This window comes from Marinobacter pelagius (genome assembly GCF_003315345.1).
GTDB classification, from domain to species: domain Bacteria; phylum Pseudomonadota; class Gammaproteobacteria; order Pseudomonadales; family Oleiphilaceae; genus Marinobacter; species Marinobacter pelagius_A.
In genome coordinates this window covers 40,613-65,909 of sequence record NZ_QNRO01000010.1, presented here as the reverse complement: position 1 = coordinate 65,909, position 25,297 = coordinate 40,613, and the positions used below count along the sequence as shown (strand labels likewise).

The following is a 25,297-nucleotide window of genomic DNA, read 5'->3' as shown; positions in this document are numbered from 1 at the left end:
TGTCAGAAAAAAATGTCTCATTTGTTGCGTACATCTCGTCTTTTCGCCTGGCTGTTTCTAACTGGACTGAGTGTCGCGGTTATTACAGCGTCAGGCTTCTATCTTTACCTTCGTCCCGGGCTGCCCCCCGTCGAGCAATTGCTGGACATCAAGCTCCAGACGCCGCTGAGGGTCTATTCCAAGGACAACAGATTAATAGCAGAATTCGGGGAAAAGAGAAGGGCACCAATCACAATCGAACAGATCCCTACAATTCAGTTACAAGCCTTCATGGCAGCTGAAGACGCCCGGTTCTACGAGCATTTCGGAGTCGATATCAAAGGCCTGATGCGGGCTGCAGTGCAATTGGTCTCCACCGGTGAAATCCAGTCCGGCGGCAGTACCATCACCATGCAGGTTGCAAAAAATTACTTTTTGTCACGGGATCGGACCTTTATACGAAAGTTCAACGAGATACTTCTGGCTCTTCAGATAGAGCGTGAGCTGGACAAGGATCGCATTTTCGAGCTGTATCTGAACAAAATCTACCTGGGCAACCGGGCCTATGGCATTGCTGCGGCGGCACAGGTTTACTATGACAAACCGGTCAGAGAGCTGACACTGGCCCAAATGGCGATGCTGGCAGGCCTGCCCAAGGCCCCCTCGGCCTATAACCCTCTCGCCAACGCCGAACGTGCCCTGATCCGCCGCAACTGGATTCTCGGGCGCATGCAGGAACTGGGATACATCACCCCTGACGCCTATGATCTGGCGGTAAACGCTCCGCTGACCGCCAGTTACAACGCCACCGAAGCAGAAGTGGATGCAGACTATGTGGCGGAAATGGCCCGGGCCGAGATGGTGCGCCGGTTTGGCGAGGATGCCTACACTGACGGCTACTCCGTCACCCTGACTGTAGAAGGCGACAAGCAACAGGCGGCAACCGAAGCCCTGCGTGCAGGCCTTGAAGCTTATGACCAGCGCCACGGCTTCCGTGGACCTATCGGCCAGATCGATCCTGAAGAATTGAAGGAACGCGAGCTTTCCGATCTGGCACGGAATTATCCGCGGGTCGAGTCTCTGCTACCTGCGATTGTTACCTCGGTCAATGACGATGAACAGCGGGTCGAGGTACACGCCCGAAGCATCGGACAAGCCGTCATGCCTTTCGAAACCATGACCTGGGCCAAGCGCCACAAGACCGAGGACCTGACCGGACCCGCGCCCAAGAAGCCTTCCGATGTGGTTGCGGTCGGTGACGTGGTGTATGTGAAGTTGCAGAACCCGGCCATGATCGGTCCGGAAAACGAAGGCACGGAAGAATCTCAGACCACCCCGGTCGAGGTGGCCCTGAGCCAGGTACCGAAAGTGGAGGGTGCACTGATCTCCCTGGAAGCAGACACCGGCGCCATCGACGCGCTTGCCGGTGGCTACAGCTTCAATCAGAGCAAGTATAACCGGGCAACCCAGGCCGATCGCCAGCCCGGCTCCACCTTCAAGCCATTCCTGTATCTGACCGCGCTCGAGAACGGCATGACCCCGGCGACCATCTACAATGATGCACCGATCGTGTTCGAGGACTCGGAACTGGAAACCGCCTGGCGCCCGGAAAACTCGTCAGGGCGCTTTGGTGGCCCGACCCGGCTGCGGGAGGCGCTTTACCGCTCGAAGAACCTCGTTTCCGTCCGACTGTTGCGCGATGTCGGCATCAGGACCACGCTCGAAAACCTGGAACAGCTTCGCATCCCTGTCGATAACATGCCGGACAACCTGTCCCTGGCGCTCGGCAGTGGCCTGATAACCCCCATGCAGCTGGCCCGCGCCCAGGCCGTCATCGCCAATGGCGGCTTCGATGTGGAACCCTACCTCATCGAGGAAATTCGGGACATGAACGGTGAGGTCATCTACCAGGCTCCGAAAACCATCCTTTGTGAAGATAACTGTGACGACCTGGTCGCCGACGAAGAACTCGACGAAAAGCCCGAATCACTGACAGACGCCAATCCGAAAGATCTGACCAGCGAGGAGCTGACAGACACCCGGGATGACCAACCGGTTCGCCTCATGAAACGCCTTGCCGACGAGCGCTCTGTCTATATTCTGCACTCGATGATGCAGGACGTGATCCGCCGTGGTACTGGCCGTCGGGCACAGGCCCTGGGCCGCAGTGACATCGCCGGCAAGACCGGAACCACGAATGAGCAGCGGGACACCTGGTTTGCAGGCTTCAACCACAAGGTCGCCACTACCGTATGGGTAGGCTTCGACCAGCCGGCACCCCTTGGCCGCGGCGAGTACGGTGCCAGCACCGCGCTGCCCATCTGGATCGATTACATGCAGGTTGCTCTCAAGGACACCCCACCGGCTGTAATGCCCCGTCCGAACGGCATCGTGAATGTGCGCATCAATCCGGAGACCGGTGAACGGGCTCGCCCCGGTGAGGAAGGAATTTTCGAGGTGTTCAAGGAAGAGAACGCGCCACAACCGCTGACAGCCGAAGAACGTGACGGCACCAACAACAACGGGAACGGCGACCTTTCCCGCCAACTGTTCTGATCTTTTCCTTCACGCACAAAAAAACCGGCGGGATCACCGCCGGTTTTTTTATATCCCGAGGACGATCAGATGATGTCGTCCATGGACTTGAGCGGGTAGTGAGCCGGATACGCGTTGCGGGCAACACCGGAATCCACGGCTGCACGGGCAACCGCCGCCGGAACCACTTCCAGCAGACGCACATCCATCGGCTTCGGAATGATGTATTCCTTGCCGAACTCGAACTTGTCTACACCGTAGGCTTCGCAGATTTCCTGCGGTACCGGCTCCTTCGCCAGCTCACGGATCGCGTTGACCGCAGCCACCTTCATTTCCTCGTTGATCGCAGTGGCACGAACGTCCAGCGCACCACGGAAAATGAACGGGAAGCCCAGCACGTTGTTGACCTGGTTCGGGTAGTCGGAACGGCCGGTAGCCATGATGAGGTCATCACGAACCGAACTGGCCAGCTCCGGGCTGATCTCCGGATCAGGGTTGGAACATGCGAAAACGATCGGATTCGGAGCCATTTTCTTCAGCTGATCGGCTGACAGAAGATCCGGACCGGAGAGACCAACAAAAACGTCCGCACCATCAATGGCGTCATCAAGTGTGCGCTTGTCGGTATCGTTGGCAAACATTGCCTTGTACTGGTTGAGATCGTCACGACCAGAGTGGATCACACCCTTGCGGTCGAGCATGAAGATGTTCTCAGAGCGAATACCGCAGCTGATCAGCAGCTTCATGCAAGCGATAGCGGCTGCTCCGGCACCCAGACACACCACTGTCGCTTCTTCAATTTTCTTGCCCTGCAGCTCAAGGGCATTGATCATGCCGGCTGCAGTCACGATTGCCGTACCGTGCTGGTCATCATGGAAGACTGGCACGTTACATTTTTCGATCAACGCTCGCTCAATCTCGAAGCACTCTGGTGCCTTGATGTCTTCAAGGTTGATACCACCAAAGGTATCCGCGATACGCTCAACCGTTTCAATAAACGCCTGCGGGCTTTCGGAATTGACCTCGATATCGAAGACATCAATTCCGGCAAAGCGCTTGAACAGTACGCCCTTGCCTTCCATTACCGGCTTGCTCGCCAGCGGACCCAGGTTACCCAGACCAAGAATCGCGGAACCATCGGAGATGACAGCCACCAGGTTGCCCTTGGCGGTGTACTTGTATGCGTTCTCCGGGTCCTTTGCGATCTCGCGGACCGGTTCGGCAACCCCGGGGCTATACGCCAGGGAAAGGTCGCGGGAGGTCTGGGTCGGCTTGGTGATTTCAACACTCAGCTTACCAGGCCGCGGCTTGGCGTGATATTCAAGGGCTGCTTCTTTCAGATCTTGAGACATTGCCACTGTTCCGTTTGTCACGTTTAAAGGTAATGAACCGCCGGAGCTTGCCCAGCGGAGCGCGCCATTATGGCCCGCCCGTCCCGAAACGACAAGTGGCAACAGCGCATTTTGTGATCAGTCAATAGGGCTAATTGCGTATATCGCAAATTTCTACACACTGGCAAATGGCCATAAAAAAAGCGCCCGGAGGCGCTTTTTTTGCATGCAACAGTCGATATCAGGACTTGTTGCCACCGATACGGCCACCGAAGCGCTTGTTGAAACGCTCGATACGACCGCCGGTGTCCATAACCTTCTGCTTACCGGTGTAGAACGGGTGGCACTGGGAACAAACATCCAGCTGCAGATCGTGGCCAACGGTGGAACGGGTCTTGATGACGTTACCGCAGGAACAGGTGGCGGTAACCTCTTCGTACTTCGGGTGAATACCTTCTTTCATGGCGAACCTCTTTCGGTCATGCCGCTACCCGGTCACGGGGAATCAATCCCTGGCGCCTGGCACCGCATGTTTGAATCAAAGTGAAAGGCGAGGCACAATCATGCCCTGCCGAAAACAGACCGCGAATAATACTTGCAATCTCTGTGACAGGCAAGCCTTACGGGCGCTTCATTCCCTGCCTCGCAGCCACAATACCACCAGGCTGCCGGGTTCGATCCCTAAGTGAAAACCACAACATCACCTGAAATGGAGTCCCGAGTGCCCCGAACCGCACGAATCGCCCTCAACCGTCCATTAAGGAGACTGTTTGATTACCTCATCCCTGAAGGCATGCAGGTTACTCGGGGGCAAAGGGTACAGATTCCGTTCGGCCGGCAGCAGTTGACCGGCCTGGTGGTGGAAACGGATGTGGAGCCGCCCGAGGGCATCACCCTTAAAACCATCAGCCATGTGCTTGAGGACTGGCAGGCCCTGCCAACGGAAACCTTTGATCTTCTGAGCTGGGCCAGCACCTATTACCAGCACCCACTCGGAGAATGCCTGTTCACCGCGCTACCGCCCGCGCTCCGCCGGGGCCGGCCCGCCCGGGAAAAAGAGGAAGAGAGCTGGACGGCAAAAAGTTCGGGTAGTGAATTGGCAGCCAATGCCCACCGCCAGAAAGCCCTGCTGCAATGGCTGAGCCAGCAACCTGCTCCCGCCAGTACCGGCACCATTATCAAGGCCGGGTTTACCCGTGCCCAGATCAAAGGCCTCGCCGGGAAGGGGCTGATTGAGCAAGCGCAGCAGGAGAATAACCCGGCAGTCGCACTACTATCCCCGGACCTTCGACCGACCCTGACACCAACCCAGAAGCAAGCGGCAAGCCAGCTTCCCGCGGGGAAGGACGGTTTTGATACCACCCTCCTGTACGGAATCACAGGCAGCGGTAAAACCGAGATCTATCTTCATTACCTCAAGGAACACCTGACCGATACGGGCCAGGGGTTAGTGCTGGTGCCGGAGATCAACCTGACCCCGCAAACCGTTGCCCGTTTCCGACATTACTTCGGAGACCGCATCGTGGTGTGGCACTCGGCGCTGAATGATGGCGAACGGCTGAACACCTGGCTCAAGGTCCGCCGCGGCCAACCGGTCATCCTGATTGGCACCCGGTCCGCCGTGCTGCTGCCGTTCATTGGCCTTGAAACCATAATCGTTGATGAAGAGCATGACAGCTCCTATAAGCAGGGCGAGGGCTTCCGCTATTCGGGACGGGACCTGGCGGTTTATCGTGCCCATCTGAACAAGTGCCCCATCATACTTGGCTCTGCCACCCCATCCCTGGAGTCCTACCACAATGCCCGCCAGGGCAAGTATCGGCTGGTCAGACTCGAAGAACGGGCGAAAAAGGCAGTACCGCCCACCATGAGCCTGCTCGATATCCGCAGCCGTCCACTGGAGGGCGGGCTTTCCCGCCCTGCCCTGAACGCCATCCGGGACACCCTCGACCGGGGTGAGCAGGCTCTGGTGTTCGTAAACCGCCGAGGCTATGCCCCGGTTATGATGTGCTTTGATTGTGGCCACATGGTCGAATGCCCCCGCTGCGACACCCGGCTGACCTACCATCGCCGGGACCGCGCCATGCGCTGCCACCACTGCGACTACCAGGCCGCCGCCACCAGTCATTGCCCCAAATGCCAGAGCGAGGCGTTCAAGCCGGTCGGCCAGGGTACCGAGCGGACCGAAGACACGCTGGCCGAAGCTTTTCCGGCCGTGCCGGTGGTTCGGGTCGACCGGGACAGCACCCAGAGAAAAGGCAGCATCCAGGCCATCCTGGACAAGGTGAACAGCGGCGCGCCCTGCGTGCTGGTGGGAACCCAGATGCTCGCCAAGGGCCACGACTTCCCGAATGTGACTCTCGTGGTGGTGGTGAATGCCGATGGCGGACTGTTCAGCGTGGATTTCCGCGCGCCCGAACAGCTCATCCAGACCCTGCTCCAGGTCAGTGGACGGGCCGGCCGTGGCAACAAGGCCGGCAAGGTGCTGATCCAGACCTGCCACAGCGACCATCCGCTGCTCAAATCACTGTGCACAGAGAACTACCTGAGCATTGCCGACCAACTGATGGCAGAACGGGAGCAGGGCCAGTTCCCACCGTTCCGGCACATGGCCATCTTCCGCGCCGAAGCAGACACCATGCAGAGCAGCCTGGAACTGCTGGACGCCATCAAACCCTCCGCCTCCGGCCCCGGCATCGAAACCTGGGGCCCCCTGCCCGCCCTGATCGCCCGCCGCGCCGACCGTCACCGCGCCCAACTGGTGCTACTCAGCAATCAAAGGGGCCGGCTTAACGCTGTTCTTGCCGGCATCTGCCAGCACCTGGACCAGCAGAAGCTCCCGCCAAAGGTGAAATGGATGGTGGATGTGGATCCGCAGGAGATTGGATAACAACGTCGCCAACTACTGCTTCCCTCGCGATTTTTAGTTTTCGTGGCGGGAATGGACATCAGCCGCCACGGGGCTAATATCAAGACGACATATTAACACTCTTTTATTTGCAAAAATCATATAAAGGCCCTTTCTAGAGCCTCCAGTCAAGCACTGGTCCAAGCGAAATAAATTTCAGGGAGATTGGCATGCCAGGGAGACTTCCCCTACTCGGTTTAACATTATCTGCGACTTTCCTGTTGTCTGCGTGCGGGGGCCAGGAGTACTCCCAACCTCTGGCTCCGCAGGGCAATCCACCTTCCCCCTTATTTGAGCCGTGGACCCCGCCAACCAACACTCAGACTGAAACCGGCGACTCCGAACCAGTGGTTTCACTACCGATCAGCCCCGGGTATTACGAGACCACGGTTAACGTTGAAGAAGGAAACACCTACTCGGGTGTCGCGACCATCATTGACCCTGACGGCAGTTTCGTAACGTTCATTTCCCAGACCGACGCCACATTTGGAGTACTGGGGGGGACGGGTGAGAATCAGATCGTCGGAGCCGGCACCAATATTTTCTATTCTGAAACATGGGACCAGGTTGATGGCACGGTCAGCGGCCAGGCTACCGACTCGGAAACGGCTACGCTTAAAGTCGAAGCACCGGAAACCGGCTATCGATCAGTGGTCGAGCTTTCGCGAAGCAACGGTATCAGCGATACCCCAATAGCCATTGCCGATCTCGCTGGCTCCTACCTGATGCAGGACAGCAACGTCGTTACTACCCAAATCACCATCAACGCCGATGGTTCCCTGACGGGCACTGACCAACGTGGCTGCATCTTCAATGGTTCGGTAAACATCCCGGACACTTCCGTGAACGTTTTCCGAGTACTGTTTACTGCAGAGAACTGCGGCAGCTCAGGAGGATCGAGCGCCGAACAAAGAAATGGAGACTATCGGGCACTTGGAGTCTTCGGGGGTGACCAAATTCTTGTAATCGGCACCAACAGTGCGGTAATCACGTACTTTCGCGGACTCAAATAAAGACTTTACGTCCACGCCCGGCATTTGCCGGGCTTTTTGCTTACATCCAAACTTTCCGCGATAATACCCGCCTTCTGTTTCCATCGGGCTCCCTGCCCTGACACCCATTCTCCAGTAAACCGAGTCATCTGACAGCATGAAAGAGACCGTTTCCGAGCTGCTCCAGTCTGCGCTGGCAGCGCTGCAATCTGAAGGCACCCTGCCCGCGGACCAGACCTTTACCCCGCAAGTAGGCAACACCAAGGACAAGGCCCACGGCGATTACGCCTGCAACATTGCCCTGGTTGCCTCCAAGGCCGCAGGCTGCCCGCCACGCCAACTTGCCGAGGCTCTGGTTGACCGTTTGCCGGAGAGCAAGGCGGTGGTCAAGGTGGAGATTGCCGGGCCCGGCTTCATCAACTTTTTCATGAGCACGGCCAGCGCCTTCGAAATCGTGGAGACTGTCCTGAACGAGGCGGACCGGTTTGGCCGCAACGACAGCGGCAAAGGCGAGAAGGTGCAGGTGGAATTTGTCTCCGCCAACCCCACCGGCCCCCTGCACGTGGGCCACGGCCGTGGCGCAGCGATTGGTGACAGCCTGAGCCGGCTGCTGGAAGCCAATGGTTACAAGGTTACCCGCGAGTTCTATTACAACGACGCCGGCGCCCAGATCAACAACCTGGCGCTGTCTGTCCAGTCCCGCGCCAAGGGCCTGACCCCTGACGATGACAGCTGGCCGGCTGACGGTTACCGCGGTGACTACATTATTGATGTCGCGAAGTCCTACCTGGCGGGTGAAACCGTGACGGCCGACGACCGGGAAGTAACCGGCAAAGGCGACCCGGAAGACATGGATGCCATCCGGGAATTTGCCGTGGCCTATCTGCGCCGGGAACAGGATCTGGACCTGAAAGCCTTCGGCGTGCACTTTGACGTCTATTTCCTGGAATCCGCCCTGTACGAGGATGGCAAGGTAGAAGCCACCGTCAAGCGCCTGCAGGAGAACGGCTATACCTATGAACAGGATGGCGCCATGTGGCTGCGCACCACCGAGTTCGGAGATGACAAGGACCGGGTGATGCGCAAGAAGGATGGCGGTTACACCTACTTCCTGCCGGATGTGGCCTACCATCTCGACAAGTGGCAGCGGGGCTTCACCACCGTCATCAACGAACAGGGGGCGGACCACCACTCCACCGTCACCCGGGTCAGGGCTGGCCTCCAGGCGCTGAAGGCCGGCATCCCCCAGGGCTGGCCCGATTACGTGCTGCACCAGATGGTCATGGTCACCCGCTCTGGCCAGGAAGTGAAAATTTCCAAACGTGCCGGCAGCTACGTCACTGTGCGCGATTTGATCGACGAAGTCGGCCGGGATGCCACCCGGTTCTTCCTGGCGGCACGCCGGGTAGACTCACAGTTGACCTTCGATATCGACCTGGCCCGCTCCCAGACCAATGAAAACCCGGTCTATTACATCCAGTATGCCCATGCCCGGATTTGCAGCGTACTGCGCAAACTCGCGGACGAAGGCGTTAACCGCGACCGCCATGAGTGCATTGGCGACCTGTCGATTCTGACCCTGGATGAGGAAAAGGACCTGGCCAACCAGCTGGCGAAATACCCGGAACTGGTCACCAACGCCGCCGCCCAGCGAGAGCCGCACCACGTGGCCCACTACCTGCGCGAGCTGGCCGGGCAGTTCCACACCTATTACAACGCGCACAAGGTATTGATCGAAGATACCGCCCTGCGGGATGCACGCCTGAGCCTGTACCTCGCGGTTCGCCAGGTACTCGAAAACGGCCTGGACCTGCTGGGCGTCAGCGCACCGGAAGTGATGTAAGACAACCCAATGTCCCGAGACTACGCCCGCAAAGACCGGCCCAGCCGGTCTTCCGCCACGCCAAAGAAGGCACCTGCAAGGCCTGCACGCTCGAAACAGCGTGCCCGGCCTGCTGCACCGGCACACCGACAGCACGGCAGCCTTTCACTGAAGTGGATCCTGTCCCTGGCGACGGTGGGCGGCTTTATCGGGTTTATTGTCTACCTCAACTCCCTGCCGGCCACGAGCCAGCAGGCCAAAGCGCCGGCCCAGGTTCAGGCACCGGTACAGCAGGTACCAAAAACTGCCACCCAGGAAGAAAAGAAGCAGAATTTCCGCTTCTACGAAATGCTGCCAGAATCCGAAGTGGTGCCGCCCAAGGTAGAGGAGTACAGTCCCTCCCCGACCAAGCAGAACTTCGATTACCTGGTCCAGTCCGGCTCCTTCCGCAGCCGTGAAGACGCCGAACGCCAACGGGCCCAGATTGCCTTCCAGGGACTACGGGCCAGCGTTCAACGGATTGATCTGGACAACGGTTCGGTCTGGTACCGGGTAAATGTCGGGCCATTCACCTCCCGCAGCCAGATGAACTCGGCCATCGACAAGCTGGTTTCGCTGAACATCCAGCCTTTGATTCGGAAGATTCCCAAAGAGGGCTGACCTCTTCTCTTGGTGGAAGCACCTTTCGGGGATGTGATTCCGAAACACGCTGTGGATACGTCCCTGTACGCTCCGCTCCGCCATCCATGGCTCCGCAGGGTTTCGGAATCACATCCCCGAAAGGCGCTCGAAATACAGCAGTTTCGCATACTCGGACAGGTTCAACTCCCAGGTTTTGGGTCGGGTTTGGAGACCGTTCTCCAAAACTGTGCGGAGCCATGGATGGCGGAGCCCAAGCGTCACAGGGACGTGCCGCAAGGAGCGTGTTTTGGAGAACGGTCTCCAAACCCGACCTACTCCCAGAGCCAAACCTCTTGAATTCCCACCATAAGCCTCCATAACTTCGGAATACCAATTTCAAACAGGCAATTGGAGCCCCAATGACTACCATTCTTTCTGTCCGGCGAGACGACGAAGTCGCCATGGGAGGCGACGGCCAGGTTTCCCTTGGCAACACCGTCATGAAAGGCAACGCCCGCAAGGTACGCCGTCTCTACAACGGCCAGGTAATTGCCGGCTTTGCCGGAGGAACCGCGGACGCCTTCACCCTGTTCGAACGGTTCGAAGCACAACTGGAAAAACACCAGGGCAATCTGACCCGAGCCGCGGTGGAACTGGCGAAGGACTGGCGAACGGATCGGGCTCTCAGAAAACTCGAAGCCCTGCTGGCCGTGGCGGACAAAACCGCCTCTCTGATCATTACCGGCAACGGTGACGTCATCGAACCCGAGCAGGGCCTGATCGCCATCGGTTCCGGCGGCCCCTTCGCCCAGGCTTCAGCCCGCGCCCTGCTGGAAAATACCGAGCTTTCCGCCCATGAGATTGTGGAAAAAGGCCTGGATATCGCGGCCGACATCTGTATCTACACCAACCACAATCGCACCGTTGAAGTGCTACCCACCAAAGATTGATCCGGAGCGACCATGTCTGCAATGACTCCCCGAGAGATTGTCCACGAACTCAACAAACACATCGTGGGCCAGGAAGAAGCCAAACGCGCGGTGGCCATCGCGCTGCGGAACCGCTGGCGCCGGATGCAGCTGGATAGCAGCCTGCGGGACGAGATTACCCCCAAGAACATCCTGATGATCGGCCCCACCGGTGTCGGCAAGACCGAAATTGCCCGTCGCCTGGCCAAGCTGGCCGATGCCCCTTTCCTGAAGGTGGAAGCCACCAAGTTCACCGAAGTGGGCTATGTAGGACGGGATGTGGAGTCCATCGTCCGCGATCTGGCGGACATGGCAGTGAAAATGTTGCGCGAGAAGGAAATGAAGCGCCACGAAAGCCGTGCCCTGGATGCCGCCGAGGAACGGATTCTGGACGCCCTGCTGCCGCCGCCCCGTGACTTCAACGAAGAAAGCCAGCGGGTCAGCAATGACTCCTCCACCCGCCAGCTGTTCCGCAAGAAGCTGCGGGAGGGTGAACTCGATGACAAGGAAATCGAGATCGATCTGCGCAGCGCCGGTGCCGGCGTGGAGATCATGGCGCCCCCGGGCATGGAAGAGATGACCAACCAGCTGCAGAGCATGTTCTCCAACCTGTCTTCCGACAAGCGCAAGACCCGGAAGATGCGAGTGGCCGACGCGCTCAAGCAGGCAAAGGACGAGGAAGCGGCCAAACTGGTCAACGAGGAAGAAATCAAGCAGAAGGCCATTCAGGCGGTGGAGCAGAATGGCATCGTGTTTCTCGATGAGATCGACAAGGTGGCCAAGCGCTCGGAAAACACCTCCTCCGACGTTTCCCGGGAAGGCGTACAGCGGGACCTGCTGCCGCTGATCGAGGGCAGCACCGTGAGCACCAAGTATGGCTCGGTGCGCACCGACCACATCCTGTTCATCGCTTCCGGCGCGTTCCACCTGTCCAAGCCGTCCGACCTGATTCCGGAATTGCAGGGTCGCCTGCCGATCCGGGTTGAGCTGCAGGCCCTGACGCCGGACGACTTCAAGCGCATCCTGACCGAGCCGGATGCGTCACTGGTTCAGCAGTATGAAGCGCTGATGGCGACCGAAGGGGTCAAACTGACCTTCGGTGAGGATGCCATTGCCCGGATTGCGGAGGTGGCCTGGAAGGTCAACGAGACTACCGAGAATATTGGTGCCCGTCGCCTGCACACGGTGCTGGAACGGTTGCTGGAGAGCCTGTCTTACGATGCTGGTGATGCGGTGACCGAGAGCTTCGAGGTGACCGCGGAGTATGTGGACGAGAAGCTTGGGGAGTTGTCCGAGGATGAGGACCTGAGCCGGTATATTCTCTGACGGGAACATGGGGTCAGATGAAGGCTTTCATCTGACCCCGGCATGGACTTGAACTCCGAGCTCTAGCGCAATCTCCGGGGTCTGATGAACGCTTTCATCTGACCCCTTTTTAATTCCGTCACTGGGCCCTGGAGAACAGATGCGTCACGTTCTCCAGGCTGGCGGCGATCTTTCCTTTCTCCGCCTGCTTTTTCCTGCCTTTCGCTACATACAACGGCAACATCTCGCCATAGAGGCTGGTACTGATGGTTCTCTGCTCATCCTCCAGACGGTCCCGGCGCAGCTTGATTCCATACCGGGCCAATTTCGGCTCCAGTTCGTCGGCTCGGTTAAGCAGATCCCGGCGGGTCATCTGGTAGGCATGTTCACACACCATCCGGCGGCTCTGGAAGCTGAACACGTTGGAGAAGAACAGCTTGGCATCATCCCGGGTTGGCTCGAACAGGAGGATTTCCTTGTCCGGATAATCTCTCGCGTACTGGGCGATGCCGGACTGCATGCGGGAATAAACCATGGTCCGGAAAGTCTGCGACAGCAGGTTAGGCATACCTGAGCGGGTAAGTTCGCCCGGCTTCATGGTGCCGGCCCGCACAGCGGCACTGGCATCGATGGGTACCTGGGGATTCACCGCAAACACCACATCTGCGCCATCCTCAAAGGCAACCGAGGCATGCAGACCTTTGCGCAGCGTACCATCAACATAGTAACGCCCATCGATTTCCACCGGCACATAGAGCCCGGGCGATGCGGTGCTGGCCTGGATGGCCTTGGAGATCGGCACATGGTCAAACCCGGGCGCCCCGAAACACACGGCTTCAGTGCTTTCCACATCCGCTGCCACCACATACAGGCTGCGCTTTAGCTCCCGGAAATCGTTGGTGCGCCCGAGCATGGTGAAGGCGCGCTTGAGGTAGTCGTGCAGCCCTTCATTATCGAACAGGCCAGCCGGGGCCGCCTGGGCCAGGATGGTCAGCGCCTCGAGGAAACTCTGATCGTACGGGTTATTGATGAACCGGCTGACCGCGGTAGACATCAGGCCCGGTACCGCCAGCAAACGGCTGCCGATCTCACGGAACGCCGGACGATAGAATACTTCCGGATGGAACGGATGCACCTCCGCCTCGTTTCGCACGAAAATCCGGCACAGCTGGGCCGTGGTCATCTGGTTTGCCAGATTGGCAGCGGCGAAGGAGCCGGCATTGACGCCCACATAGACGTCCAGATTGTTGAAATCCAGGCCGTCAAGCGCCTCATCGAGCGCCCTGAGCGCACCGATCTCATAGATACCGCCCAGCGGGCCACCGCCGCCAAGGGCGAGGCCGATTCTGGGCTTCGGTTTGAGTTCTGTTGAGGCGCTCATAATCAGTCGTTCTCCGGACCGGATCGTTTTCGGTATCCCTTTGGCCACAACATAACAGTCGAATTTAGAAAACACACCCTATAATCCCGGGCCGGGGCAGGATGTCAGGAAACGGCCTGTTCAGAGATGGCCATGGAGGACGTTCGTCCGGGACGCAGATAGCGACCGAAGCCGGCATTCCGCAATGCCAGATCCACGCAACTCTTGATGACATGCGGAGAATCGAGCAGCAGAACATCTTCCAGCAGTTGTATCGCCCACTCACGGCTAATGCTCCGGATGACGGACTTTACCTTGGGCAGACTGGCGGCGTTCATGGACAGGGAGTCGTAGCCCATGGCCATCAGCAGCAACGCACCACCGGGATCGCCCGCCAGCTCACCGCAGATGCCCACCGGCTTGCCGACCGCATGGGCGTCCTGGGCAATCCGCACCAGGGCCTGGAGCACCGCCGGGTGGTAGGAATGGTACAACTGCGCGACCCTGGGGTTGTTGCGATCCACCGCCAGCAGATACTGGGTCAGGTCATTGGAGCCCACGGACAGGAAATCCACCCGGTCCGCCAGCTCACGGATCTGGTAGACAGCCGCCGGAATTTCCACCATGACGCCGACCTTCGGCATGTGGATGTCGTAACCCTCTTCCCGCACCTCGTGATACACGCGGTAGATCAGGTGCAGGGATTCTTCCACTTCCGAGATATTGCTGATCATGGGCAGCATGATCTGCAGGTTATTCAGCCCTTCACTGGCCTTGAGCATGGCCCGGACCTGTACAAGGAAGATTTCCGGATGGTCCAGGGTGACCCGGATGCCACGCCAGCCCAGGAACGGGTTTTCCTCATTGATCGGGAAGTAGGTCAGCGCCTTGTCACCACCGATGTCCAGGGTGCGCATGGTGACCGGACTGGGGGCGAATGCTTCCAACTGCTCCCGGTAATACTCCCGCTGCTCCTGCTCGGAGGGGAAGCGGTCCTTGATCATGAACGGCACTTCCGTGCGGTACAGGCCGATGCCTTCGGCACCGTGGGAAAGCGACCGCACCACGTCGGTCATCAGGCCGGTGTTCACCAGCAGCGATACCCGGTGGCCATCGGTAGTCTCGCAGGGCTTGTCACGAAGCGCCTCGAGTCCGCGGAACAGCTCATCCTCTTCGTCACAGATGGCCTGATAGAAGGCCCGGAGATCCTGTGAGGGCGAAGCGAAGATCTGGCCCTCGAAGCCATCAACAATGAGTTCCTTGCCATCGAGCTGGTTGACCGGGATATCCACCAGGCCCATCACCGTGGGCACACCCATGGCGCGGGCCAGGATCGCCACGTGGGAGTTACTGGAGCCCTTGACCGAAACAAGACCCACCAGCTGCCCCTTGGGCACCTCCCCGAGCATGGCGGGCGTCAGCTCCTCGCTGACCAGCACCGTTCTCTCCGGGTAGACCAGGTGTTTTTGCTCACCTTCCTGCAAATGGGACAGCAGGCGCCGGCCGAGGTCCCGAATATCCACCGCCCGCTCCTGCAGGTAGTGATCATCCATCATCTCGAAGTGGCGGACATACTGCTGGACCACCTGTTTGAGCGCGCCCTGGGCCCAGATGCCGTCAGCAATCTTGTTGGCCACCTCACCGGGCAATGCCTCGTCTCCCAGCATGCGCAGGTAGACGTCGAACAACGCCTGTTCTTCCGGGCGCAGCTGGCTGGCCAGTCGCTTCGCCACGCGTTCAATATCTTCCCGTACCGCCTTGACCGCAGCCTTGAACAGCTTCAGCTCACCATCGATATCTTCCGTGGGTTTTTCCGGGACCACATCCAGGTCCGCCGCCGGATACACCACCACACCGGATCCGATGGCAACACCGGGGGCACCGGGCACGCCGTTGAAGCTGACATCCCGGGCCTCTTCGCCGGTCAGGGACAGGCCACTGATGGCACCGGTGGCTTCACTGTGGGCGATTACCCCGGCCAACTGGGCAGAGACCGTCACCAGGAAGGCTTCTTCGCCCTCGTCAAAACACCGGGAGCTTTCCCGCTGCTGAACCACGAGTACACCAAGTACCCGGCGATGGTGAATGATGGGAACCCCCAGGAAGGAGCGGAAGCGCTCTTCACCGGTCTCGGGGAAATAACGATAGCGGGGATGAGAGGGGGCATCTTCGAGGTTGATTGGCTCCTCGCGGGAACCCACCAGACCAACCAGACCTTCCGAATAACCCAGACTCACCTGCCCCACCGCCTTGAGGTAGAGGCCCTCGGTGGCCATCAGGATATAGCGGTTGGTGGCGGGATCGAGCAGATAGACGGAACAGACCTCGGTGTTCATGGCCTTTTGCACCCGCGATACAATGATATCCAGCGCCTCCTGCAGATCGCGGGCGCTGTTTACCTCTTGTACAAGACTTCGCAGTATGCTCAGCATGGCAAGGTCATTCCGTCATCTTGAGTGATCCTTCAGGCGCCGGTTCTGCTCGGCTTTCCGCCACTGTTCCATGTTGTAGAACAGTCGTGGAGCCAGCTCCCGCAGCGCACGTCTGTATACTTCTCGTTTGAATGAAACCACCTGGCCCAGCGGGTACCAGTAGCTAACCCACTGCCACCCGTCGAATTCCGGTGAATCCGTGCCGTCCACACGCACTTGCGCGTCCGGCGATAACATCCTCAGCAGGAACCATTTCTGTTTTTGGCCCACACACACAGGGTGTGAGTGATGGCGCACCATCCTCCTGGGAAGACGGTACCTCAGCCAGCCCCGGGTACAGCTGATGATTTCCACATCACTGGCTGTGAGGCCGATTTCCTCTCCAAGCTCCCGGTAAAGCGCATCCTCCGGTGATTCGTTGTGCTTGATTCCACCTTGGGGAAACTGCCAGGAGTCCTGACCTATTCGCCTCGCCCAGAGAACTTCGCCCCTGTGGTTGGCCAGAATGATTCCGACATTGGGTCTGAAACCGTCTGAATCGATCACGGCACAGTCCTCTCAAAAGTCGGCCGCCCGTCAATTTCTGACCGGCGAGAATTGTCCAAGTTGCTCTCATTCTTACAGAATCCCAAGGGTTCGGCAAACGGAGCCGATGCCGACAGGTCATGGTAGACTGTGAGCCTTCCTGAAAGCCCTTGTAACAGCGGAGGACACCCTTTGACGCTCGCACTTTTTGATCTGGACAACACCCTGCTGGCTGGCGACAGCGACCACGCCTGGGGCGAATTTCTGGTGGAAGAAGGTCTGGTCGATGCCGAGGAATACCGCAAAGCCAACGACCGGTTCTACGAAGAATACCTGAACGGCGAGCTGGACATCTTCCACTACCTCCGCTTCGCCCTGCAGCCGCTGGCCCGGCATGACATGGACGAACTGCTGGCGTGGCGCGAAGCCTTTCTTGAGAAAAAAGTACGCCCAATGATGCAGGAAAAGGCCCGGGAACTGCTGGACCGGCATCGCCAGCAGGGCCACACCCTGATGATCATCACCGCCACCAACCGGTTTGTGACCGAGCCGATTGCGGAGTTGTTAGAGGTTGAGCACCTGATCGCCACCGAGCCGGAACTGGTGAATGGCCGGTATACCGGGGAGGTCGCCGGCGTCCCCAGCTTCCAGGACGGCAAGGTGACCAGGCTGAACGACTGGCTTGACCATCACAAACGCACGCTGGAGGGGGCCTGGTTCTATAGCGATTCCCATAATGACGTGCCGCTTCTGAAGCAGGTGGAAAACCCGGTGGCGGTGGATCCAGACCCGAGGCTGGAGGCGCTGGCGAAGGAATCGGGGTGGCCGGTGATTTCGTTGCGGGGGTGAGCTCGGGGTGAAAGAGGGGTCAGAAGAAGGCGTTCTTCAGACCCCGGGTTGCACGGGGTGAATTCAGAGTGAAAGAGGGGTCAGATGAAAGCTTTCATCAGACCCCGGGAGTCAAGACTCCGGGATTAGATTGGGGTCTGAAGAAAGCCTTCTTCTGACCCCGTTTTCAGGCCTTCACATAAAGCCTGTCAGCGATCGCACGAAGCACGACTTGATGTAATCCGTCTCCGGTATCCCCGGAATCACCGGGTGATCCGGCGCCTGGTGGCCCTGCTCCAGCAGCTGCACGAACCGGTCAATCTTGCGGCCGCTGCTGCGGATGATGTCGATCAGCTTTTCCTGGGACAGATGCATGGAACAGGACGCAGAAACCAGCAACCCGTCCCGCTCCAGCAGCCGCAATCCCAACTGGTTCAGACGGGCATAGGCCTGTTCACCGGCTTTCTGGTCCCGGCGCCGCGGAATCAGCGCCGGCGGATCCAGCACCACGATGTCGTATTTCTCTTTCTCATCTGCCAGGGCCTTGAGCGCTTCAAAGGCATCGCCCTCGATGGTCTCAATATTGTCGAGCCCGTTGATCTTCGCATTGTGATGCACGGCATCGATCGCCGTTGCCGAGGCATCAACACAGGTCACCTGAGTGGCACCGGCACAGGCGGCCTGCAGCCCCCAGCCACCGACATAACTGAACACATCCAGCACCCGCTTACCGGGTGCGTAGGCCTGCAACCGCTGACGATTCATCCGGTGGTCATAGAACCATCCGGTTTTCTGACCGCCGGCCAGCGGCACCTCAAAGCGAACGCCATTCTCCTCGACCTGCAGAAGATCCGCCTCCGGCCCGTGCGCCTGTTCCACATATGTATCCAGACCCTCAACTTTCCGCATCTTGCCGTCGTTCTTCAGGATAATCGCATTGGCATGCACCAGACGCTGAACAGCGCGAACAATCGCCTCCTTCATCAGCTCCATGCCCGCGGTGGAAATCTGCACCACCACGGTATCCCCGAAACGGTCAACCACCAGCCCGGACAACCCGTCGCTGTCACCAAACACCCAGCGATAGAACGGCTTGTCGAACAACCGCTCCCGCACCGCCAGTGCAAGCTCCATTCGCTCCGTCAACCGCTGCGGCGTCATCCCCTGGGACGGATTCCGGCTGATCAACCGGCCACAAATCAGCGCATGGGGATTCACAAACACCGTCCCCAACGGCTTGTCATTGGACGCCCGCAGCTCGGCCTGATCGCCGGGCTGGAACTCCGTCAGCGGCGTACGGCGGGTATCGACTTCATTGCTATACACCCACAAATGGCCGGCGCGAAGGCGGCGTTCGGCACCCTTGCGCAGGTAAAGAACCGGAAAATCCATCAAAAATCACCTGAGGAAAATTGGAAAGTTAAGATCGGTGTCCTTGGCAGCGTGCACTGGTGTCTGGGCGTGTTTCAGGGCGGGCCTTCCGAAACTGTGCGGAGCCAGGGATGGCGGAGCCCAAGCGCCCCAGGGATGGGCTTGAGCGTGTTTCGGAAGGCCCGCCCTGAAACGCGCATGCTCCCAAACTGCTTATTCCTCGGCAGCCACATGCTCTGCGTAAGCGGCCGCATCCATCAGCCCATCCAGCTCACCAGCATCCTCCAGCTTCACCTTGAACATCCAGCCATCACCATACGGATCCTCATTGACCAGCTCCGGCTCGTCCTCAAGGTTCTCATTGACCGCAATCACCTCACCGGTCACCGGGCTGAACACATCCGAAGCCGACTTCACCGACTCGGCAACACCGGCTTCCTCGCCACCGTTAACCGTCACACCAACATCCGGCACACCGATGTACACCACATCGCCGAGCTGTTCCTGGGCAAAATCGGTAATACCTACGGTAGCGGTGCCATCGTCAGCCACCCGCACCCACTGGTGGGTCTCAATGTATTTCAGGTCTGAGGGAATATCACTCATGATTGTGCTTCCTGTTGAATTTTTCGCGCAGTTTAACGCAAGAGCCTAGCCCCAGCGAACCTCCCGGGCCAGGTTCATGAACGAATTCAGGTAATCTACCTCACAATCCCGTTCACGAAGGCCCAGAAAGATCTGCTTCGGCAGCCCTTCCTCTCCCAGACGCACCGGAACCACCGGGAGCTTCTCAGCATACTCCGCCACCAGCCATTTCGGCAGCGCAGACACACCCCGCCCGGCGGCGACCATCTGCAACATGATGTCCGTCGTCTCGATGGTCTTGTGCCGCGCAGGGCTGGCATGAGCCGGCAGGAAGAAGCGAGTATAGATATCCAGCCGCTCCACCTCCACCGGATAGGTGATCAGGGTCTCCCGTTCCAGATCGCCGGGTATGACAAAATCCCTGTCCGCCAGGGGATGATCCCGGGCGACCACCAGCACCTGCTCGTAATCGAACACCGGCTCGAACACCAGGCCTGGCCGGTGCAGCGGGTCCGGGGTCACCAGCATATCGATGTCATGACCGAACAAGGCGCCGATCCCACCAAACTGGAATTTCTGTTTCACATCCACATCCACATCCGGCCAGCGCTCAAGATAGGGCCCAACCACCTTCAGCAACCACTGGTAACAGGGATGGCATTCCATCCCGATACGGAGCGTCCCCCTCTGCCCTCTGGCAAACTGGCCAATCACCTGTTCGGCATGCTCAAACTGGGGCAACAACCGGTTGGACAGTGACAGCAGATACTCTCCAGCCTGGGTCAACCGTAGCTGACGACCGTCCCGGAGCCACAGGGATGTGCCCAGGTAACGCTCCAGCTTACGAATGGCATGGCTGAGTGCCGACTGCGTCAGGTGCAGGGACTCTGCCGCCGCCGTCAGGGAGCCGTCGCGATCAACGGCACGGAGAATCTCTAGATGGTGTCGATCAATCATGGGCCAACCCACCCTCCCGTGAATTTATTTCATGAAATATTGAAATAATACCATTTTTATTCATGTCACAGCCCGCCTAACCTGACCGACTCTTATCCAAAGCAAAAAAATCAGACGTCAGGAGCAAAAAATGGTTACCACTCACTCACTGGGATACCCCCGTATTGGCGCCCAACGGGAGCTGAAATTCGCTCTGGAAGCCTACTGGCAAGGCCGGTTGACCGAGGAGGAGTTGGAGATTACCGCCAGCGACCTGCGACGCCGCCACTGGCAGGACCAACAGGTGCTGGACCTCGTGCCGGCAGGGGACTTTTCCCTGTACGACCAGGTACTGGACATGAGCGAAACCCTCGGACACCTCCCCGAACGGGCGGGCAAGCCGGACGGTCACAGACTCGACCGGTATTTCCGGGCCGCACGGGGCCGCGGTGCCAACGACGATAACTGCTGCGGCACCCAGGCCGGCGAAATGACCAAGTGGTTCGACACCAACTATCACTACATTGTCCCGGAGTTTCACCAGGACACGGAATTCCGGCTCGACAGCAGCCGGATACTGGCCCAGCTCCATGAGGCACAGAAACAGGGCTACCGCACCAAACCGGTGATTATTGGCCCGATCACTTATCTATGGCTGGGCAAAGCCAAGGACGGAAGCGACCCCCTGGCACTGCTCGAGCGACTCCTGCCCTTTTACGGTGCGTTGCTCGACCAACTCGCCGAGGCTGGCGCGGAATGGATCCAGGTGGATGAGCCTGCCCTGGTCACCGAACTGGACGATCGCTGGCGCCACGCCTTCAGCCTTGCCTACCATCACCTCAAAGCCGCCCGCCCGAAACTCCTGCTGACCACCTATTTCGGCCAGCTGCGGGAAAACCTCCAGCTCGCCTGCGAATTGCCGGTGGCCGGGGTGCACCTGGATGCCGTGGCGGCCCGACCTGAAGCGGACCGGCTGGCCGACTGGCTGGCGCCACACAAAGTGCTGTCGCTCGGGGTAATCAACGGCCGGAATGTTTGGAAAACCGATCTCATTGCCACCCTGGACTGGCTGGAACCCTTGCATTCACGGCTCGGCGACCGGCTATGGCTGGCCCCGTCCTGCTCACTGCTGCATGTTCCTGTCGATCTGGAGCGTGAAGACAAAATCGATCCGGAAATTCGTCAGTGGCTTTGCTTCGGGCGTCAGAAACTCCGGGAGCTGGCCACCTTGGCGAAAGCCCTGAATAACGGCCGGGATAGCGTTGCCCGAGAACTGGAGGACAACCGTATCGCCGTAGAAGCCCGCCGGCGGTCGCCGCGAACCCGCAACCCGGCAGTTCGCGAGGCGATTTCCCGAATTACGCCGCAGCTTGGCCAGAGAAACAGTACTTTCGAGGCTCGCCAAAAGCTCCAGAGCAGGGCCCTGCCCCTCCCCCTGTTTCCGACCACCACCATCGGCTCATTCCCGCAAACTGGCGACATCCGGCAGGTGCGGCAAGAGTACCGGTCCGGGAAACTGGGCAAGGCAGATTACCTGGCCCGGATCAAGCAGGAGATCGCCCACTGCGTCCATGAGCAGGAATCGCTGGGCCTGGACGTCCTGGTCCATGGCGAAGCGGAGCGGAACGACATGGTGGAGTATTTCGGGGAGCAGCTGGATGGTTATGCCTTCAGCCGGTTTGGGTGGGTTCAGTCCTATGGCTCACGGTGCGTCAAACCACCCATCCTGTTCGGCGATATCACTCGCCCCGGGGCAATGACCGTAGACTGGATCCGATATGCCCAGTCTCTGACCGATAAGCCGGTGAAAGGAATGCTCACCGGACCGGTCACCATGCTCAACTGGTCTTTTGTCCGGGACGACCAGCCCCGGGCCGAGACCTGCTGGCAGCTGGCCCTGGCCATCCGTGAAGAGGTGCAGGAACTGGAGAACGCCGGCACCCGGATCATCCAGATTGACGAAGCGGCGCTACGGGAAGGTCTGCCCCTGCGAAAATCCGACTGGCAGGACTATCTGGACTGGGCCATCGACGCCTTCCGGATTGCCGCCAACGTGGTCGATGACACAACCCAGATCCACACCCACATGTGCTATTCGGAGTTCAATGACATCATCCAGGCGATTGCCCGGATGGACGCCGATGTCATTACCATCGAGACTTCCCGTTCCGACATGGAGCTCCTGGATGCATTCCAGGACTTTGAATATCCCAACGATATCGGCCCCGGTGTCTACGACATTCACTCTCCCAACGTGCCGGATCAGGCCGGGATTATTGCCCTGATGGAAAAGGCGGCGGAGAGGATTCCGGCCCAAAGGCTGTGGGTGAATCCGGACTGTGGCCTGAAAACCCGGCAGTGGCAGGAGGTGAGACCGGCCTTACAGGCGATGGTCTCGGCAGCCAGGGAGCTGAGACAAAGGCTGACGCAACCGGTCGCGAACGGTGAACTGGTAACTCAGTAGCCGGAGCTTTTCTGGTCAAGCTCGAACTCGAAGGTCCTGGCGCGATGAACTTCGGTGCTGAAGTGACCATCCGGTTGGAGTTCAAACCAGCGGTAACCCGGCGCCAGTGGCTCCACGGAAAAGTCCCTGGCGCCGGAGGTGAACTGGATACAGGTGGAAGGTGTGGCTAGAAGCTGCACCCCGTTCCGGATTTCTTCATGTTCCTGATGGACATGACCCCAGAGCACAATCCGCACCTGGGGATGGCGGTCGATCACCGCCCAGAAGGCGTCGCGATTACGGAGCCCGATTTGCTCCATCCAGTCCGCCCCGATGTCCACCGGATGATGGTGCAGTGTGACCAGTGTCGGCACATCCGGATATTCGGAAAGCGCACGATCGAGAAACGCCAGCTCACTGTCCGCCAGCTCACCAAAAACCTTGCCGTGAACGGAAGAATCCAGCAGGACAAAATGCCAGCCGCCCTGCAGAATCTGCCGGCGATCGGCCTGATACTCCGCCGCAACACGGCTGAGAACTCCGGAGTCATCATGATTACCGGCCAGCCAGGCGGAGCCGCAGTGGAAGGAGGAAAGACTGTCACCGAAAACGCGATACGCCTGTTCCGAGGCGTCCTGGGCCAGATCTCCTGTGGCCAGGATCAGGTCCGGCTGACCATGGGCCTGCAACACCTCATCGACCACGGCCGCGAGACTGTCCCGAGTATTCACACCCAGCAAGGCACCGTCGTCTCGAGCCATCAGGTGGGGGTCTGTTATCTGGAGTACCCGCAAGGGACGGGCCTCGTCCGGTCTGGTCATGGCGAACCTGTTAAGCCTGATGCAACCACTTGAAACAAGAACAAGTGTACGACGAACGCGTCAGAAAGGGTCAGCGGCAATTGCAACCGGGGTCACATTCCCGCCAGGCGCCGTCAACATATTGCTATTTTTGACAACTATGACACATCCCTTGCGGACCGTCAGTCCACGCCCTCGCCGGCAGGCCAGGCGGCATACTCCATGGGCAGATGACCAAAGCGCAGACAGTAATCCAGCCAGTCAGCCAGGAAGCCGTTTACCTGAACCTTCTCGTCCGGGTGATGCATAAAGCGGTTGGGATAATCATTGACCGGCGCAATTTGGCGGTCCCGGTAACAGCTGATCACCTCGGCCATGGCGGCGTCGTGATAGACGCGTACGGTCATTTGAGGATTATTCAGCCAGCGACCGGAATTGTGGACCTGCTCCAGCAACAGGGTTTCGGTAAATCGGGCCGTCTGCAGAACCTTGATCCGGACCCGACCCAGGTACTGATTCTCCCGGTGCAACTCGAATTCGCACACCGGCTTGCCGTCGGCCTCCAGCTGACGCAACTTGTTCAGGCGCTGATAATTGCCGTCGCACAGGGCACCGAGCTGCCGGAGATCCGGCACATAGCGCTTGGGTTTCATGGTCCACTCGGTCATCACTGCTTTCCTTCACGGAGTCTTGAACGGTTTAGTTCAAGCCATTGAAGCGCGATAATAGCGGCAGCGTTGTTGATTCGGCCATCGTGGATCATGGCTATGGCTTCGTCCGCAGAAACCACGTGGGCCCGGATATCCTCGTGCTCGTGTTCCATGCCGTACAGGCCGCCAGCATCTTCGGTGCTGATGTGGCCACAGTACAGGTGGATCATTTCGGTGCTGCCGCCCGGTGACACCAGGTAATCGCAGATCTTGTCGAGCCGGCTGAAGGTTAGCCCGGCTTCTTCCTGGCCTTCCCGCTGGGCCACTTCTTCGGGGGTTTCGCCCTCTTCGTTCATTCCGGCCACGAGCTCGAGAAGCCATGGGGACTGGCTTCGGCCGAGGGCGCCGAGGCGGAATTGTTCGAGCAGGACGACTTCGTCCCGGTCGCAGTCGTAGGGCAGCACGCAGGTGGCGTCGCCCCTTATGAAGAGCTCCCGGGTAAAGACCGGCATGTCTCGGCCGTCAAAACGCGGGTGGGTCAGCCAGAGCTTGTCCATGCGGAAGAAGCCCTGGAAGACGGTTTCGCGTTTTTCGACTTTGACGTCGCTGGTTTTGAACTGGAACGGCTCGGTCATCGTTCACCCCGGTTGGTAATCGACTTTGAACGATAGCCGGTTGTTGGGGCTCCCTGCAAGCTCACGATCTGGCCTTTCGGCTCCTGACCCAGCCTGATAGTTGCGGGAGCTGGGCGAATCGGGAAGCGCCTCCCAAAACACGCTCCTTCGGCACGTCCCTGTGACGCTTGAGCTCCGCCATCCCTGGCTCCGCACAGTTTTGGGAGGCGCTTCCCGATTCACCCGATCTGACGCCCTGCAATGAGCAAGTAGAATTCCTGCCAGATAGCTA

At 59.1% G+C, this 25,297-nt stretch carries 20 protein-coding genes; 9 read left to right on the top strand and 11 right to left on the bottom strand.

All coding sequences use genetic code 11. The annotated features are described in order from the left end of the window. The first annotated feature begins 12 nt into the window (after nucleotides 1–12). Nucleotides 13–2,535, top strand: a complete 2,523-nt coding sequence (locus DET50_RS10435) for a penicillin-binding protein 1A (protein ID WP_113862797.1) — start codon at nucleotides 13–15, stop codon at nucleotides 2,533–2,535. 65 nt (nucleotides 2,536–2,600) lie between these two features. Here the strand turns inward: DET50_RS10435 and DET50_RS10430 are convergent, their stop codons facing one another. Together DET50_RS10430 and rpmE are read right to left on the bottom strand one after the other, a co-directional pair. Continuing rightward, entirely contained in the window at nucleotides 2,601–3,866 is a 1,266-nt protein-coding gene (locus tag DET50_RS10430) for a malic enzyme-like NAD(P)-binding protein (protein ID WP_113862796.1), read from the bottom strand. A 220-nt stretch (nucleotides 3,867–4,086) separates the two neighbouring features. Beyond that, entirely contained in the window at nucleotides 4,087–4,308 is a 222-nt protein-coding gene (rpmE, locus tag DET50_RS10425; RefSeq protein WP_113862795.1) for a 50S ribosomal protein L31, read from the bottom strand. A gap of 258 nt (nucleotides 4,309–4,566) precedes the next feature. On the opposite strand from rpmE, the gene DET50_RS10420 reads away from it, so the two are divergent. The 6 genes from DET50_RS10420 to hslU all read left to right on the top strand — a co-directional run bounded on the left by DET50_RS10420 (nucleotide 4,567) and on the right by hslU (nucleotide 12,482). Further along, nucleotides 4,567–6,735, top strand: a complete 2,169-nt coding sequence (locus tag DET50_RS10420) for a primosomal protein N' (RefSeq protein WP_258546108.1) — start codon at nucleotides 4,567–4,569, stop codon at nucleotides 6,733–6,735. 188 nt (nucleotides 6,736–6,923) lie between these two features. Beyond that, a complete protein-coding gene (locus DET50_RS10415; RefSeq protein WP_113862793.1) occupies nucleotides 6,924–7,766 on the top strand; it encodes a hypothetical protein in 843 nt (280 codons plus the stop codon). Between the two features lie 136 nt (nucleotides 7,767–7,902). Continuing rightward, the gene (gene argS, locus DET50_RS10410; protein ID WP_113862792.1) at nucleotides 7,903–9,588 is read left to right on the top strand and encodes an arginine--tRNA ligase; all 1,686 of its coding nucleotides are present in this window, start codon (nucleotides 7,903–7,905) and stop codon (nucleotides 9,586–9,588) included. Nucleotides 9,589–9,597: 9 nt separating this feature from the next. Next, nucleotides 9,598–10,227: an SPOR domain-containing protein gene (locus tag DET50_RS10405; protein ID WP_113862791.1), complete on the top strand. Its 630-nt coding sequence runs from the start codon at nucleotides 9,598–9,600 to the stop codon at nucleotides 10,225–10,227. A 380-nt stretch (nucleotides 10,228–10,607) separates the two neighbouring features. Next, nucleotides 10,608–11,138, top strand: a complete 531-nt coding sequence (gene hslV, locus DET50_RS10400) for an ATP-dependent protease subunit HslV (protein ID WP_092005633.1) — start codon at nucleotides 10,608–10,610, stop codon at nucleotides 11,136–11,138. A 12-nt stretch (nucleotides 11,139–11,150) separates the two neighbouring features. After that, nucleotides 11,151–12,482, top strand: a complete 1,332-nt coding sequence (gene hslU, locus DET50_RS10395) for an ATP-dependent protease ATPase subunit HslU (RefSeq protein WP_113862790.1) — start codon at nucleotides 11,151–11,153, stop codon at nucleotides 12,480–12,482. Between the two features lie 118 nt (nucleotides 12,483–12,600). On the opposite strand, the gene DET50_RS10390 is transcribed toward hslU, so the two are convergent. From DET50_RS10390 to DET50_RS10380, 3 genes are all read right to left on the bottom strand, one after another. Then, complete coding sequence (locus tag DET50_RS10390) at nucleotides 12,601–13,842, bottom strand: patatin-like phospholipase family protein (protein ID WP_113862789.1); 1,242 nt, start codon at nucleotides 13,840–13,842, stop codon at nucleotides 12,601–12,603. 104 nt (nucleotides 13,843–13,946) lie between these two features. Next, on the bottom strand, nucleotides 13,947–16,253 hold the full coding sequence (gene ptsP, locus DET50_RS10385; RefSeq protein WP_113862788.1) for a phosphoenolpyruvate--protein phosphotransferase: 2,307 nt from the start codon (nucleotides 16,251–16,253) through the stop codon (nucleotides 13,947–13,949). Nucleotides 16,254–16,268: 15 nt separating this feature from the next. Beyond that, the gene (locus tag DET50_RS10380) at nucleotides 16,269–16,799 is read right to left on the bottom strand and encodes an RNA pyrophosphohydrolase (protein ID WP_092005621.1); all 531 of its coding nucleotides are present in this window, start codon (nucleotides 16,797–16,799) and stop codon (nucleotides 16,269–16,271) included. Nucleotides 16,800–16,970: 171 nt separating this feature from the next. On the opposite strand from DET50_RS10380, the gene DET50_RS10375 reads away from it, so the two are divergent. Next, on the top strand, nucleotides 16,971–17,627 hold the full coding sequence (locus tag DET50_RS10375; protein ID WP_113862787.1) for a histidinol-phosphatase: 657 nt from the start codon (nucleotides 16,971–16,973) through the stop codon (nucleotides 17,625–17,627). Between the two features lie 174 nt (nucleotides 17,628–17,801). Here the strand turns inward: DET50_RS10375 and DET50_RS10370 are convergent, their stop codons facing one another. The 3 genes from DET50_RS10370 to DET50_RS10360 form a co-directional block, all read right to left on the bottom strand. Next, entirely contained in the window at nucleotides 17,802–18,998 is a 1,197-nt protein-coding gene (locus DET50_RS10370) for a class I SAM-dependent rRNA methyltransferase (RefSeq protein ID WP_113862786.1), read from the bottom strand. 192 nt (nucleotides 18,999–19,190) lie between these two features. After that, entirely contained in the window at nucleotides 19,191–19,583 is a 393-nt protein-coding gene (gene gcvH / locus DET50_RS10365; RefSeq protein WP_092005611.1) for a glycine cleavage system protein GcvH, read from the bottom strand. A 45-nt stretch (nucleotides 19,584–19,628) separates the two neighbouring features. Further along, a complete protein-coding gene (locus DET50_RS10360; protein WP_113862785.1) occupies nucleotides 19,629–20,519 on the bottom strand; it encodes a LysR family transcriptional regulator in 891 nt (296 codons plus the stop codon). A gap of 130 nt (nucleotides 20,520–20,649) precedes the next feature. On the opposite strand from DET50_RS10360, the gene metE reads away from it, so the two are divergent. Next, nucleotides 20,650–22,962 carry a 5-methyltetrahydropteroyltriglutamate--homocysteine S-methyltransferase gene (metE, locus tag DET50_RS10355; RefSeq protein ID WP_113862784.1) on the top strand — a complete coding sequence of 771 codons (2,313 nt, stop codon included), beginning with the start codon at nucleotides 20,650–20,652 and terminating at the stop codon, nucleotides 22,960–22,962. Here metE and cpdA read toward each other — a convergent pair. The 3 genes from cpdA to DET50_RS10340 form a co-directional block, all read right to left on the bottom strand. Further along, entirely contained in the window at nucleotides 22,956–23,762 is an 807-nt protein-coding gene (gene cpdA, locus DET50_RS10350) for a 3',5'-cyclic-AMP phosphodiesterase (protein ID WP_113862783.1), read from the bottom strand. The genes metE and cpdA overlap by 7 nt on opposite strands. A 161-nt stretch (nucleotides 23,763–23,923) precedes the next feature. Then, nucleotides 23,924–24,409: a DUF1249 domain-containing protein gene (locus DET50_RS10345; protein WP_113862782.1), complete on the bottom strand. Its 486-nt coding sequence runs from the start codon at nucleotides 24,407–24,409 to the stop codon at nucleotides 23,924–23,926. Continuing rightward, nucleotides 24,409–25,026: an NUDIX domain-containing protein gene (locus DET50_RS10340; protein ID WP_113862781.1), complete on the bottom strand. Its 618-nt coding sequence runs from the start codon at nucleotides 25,024–25,026 to the stop codon at nucleotides 24,409–24,411. Before DET50_RS10340 ends, DET50_RS10345 begins: the two co-directional genes overlap by 1 nt. Nucleotides 25,027–25,297 lie beyond the last annotated feature (271 nt).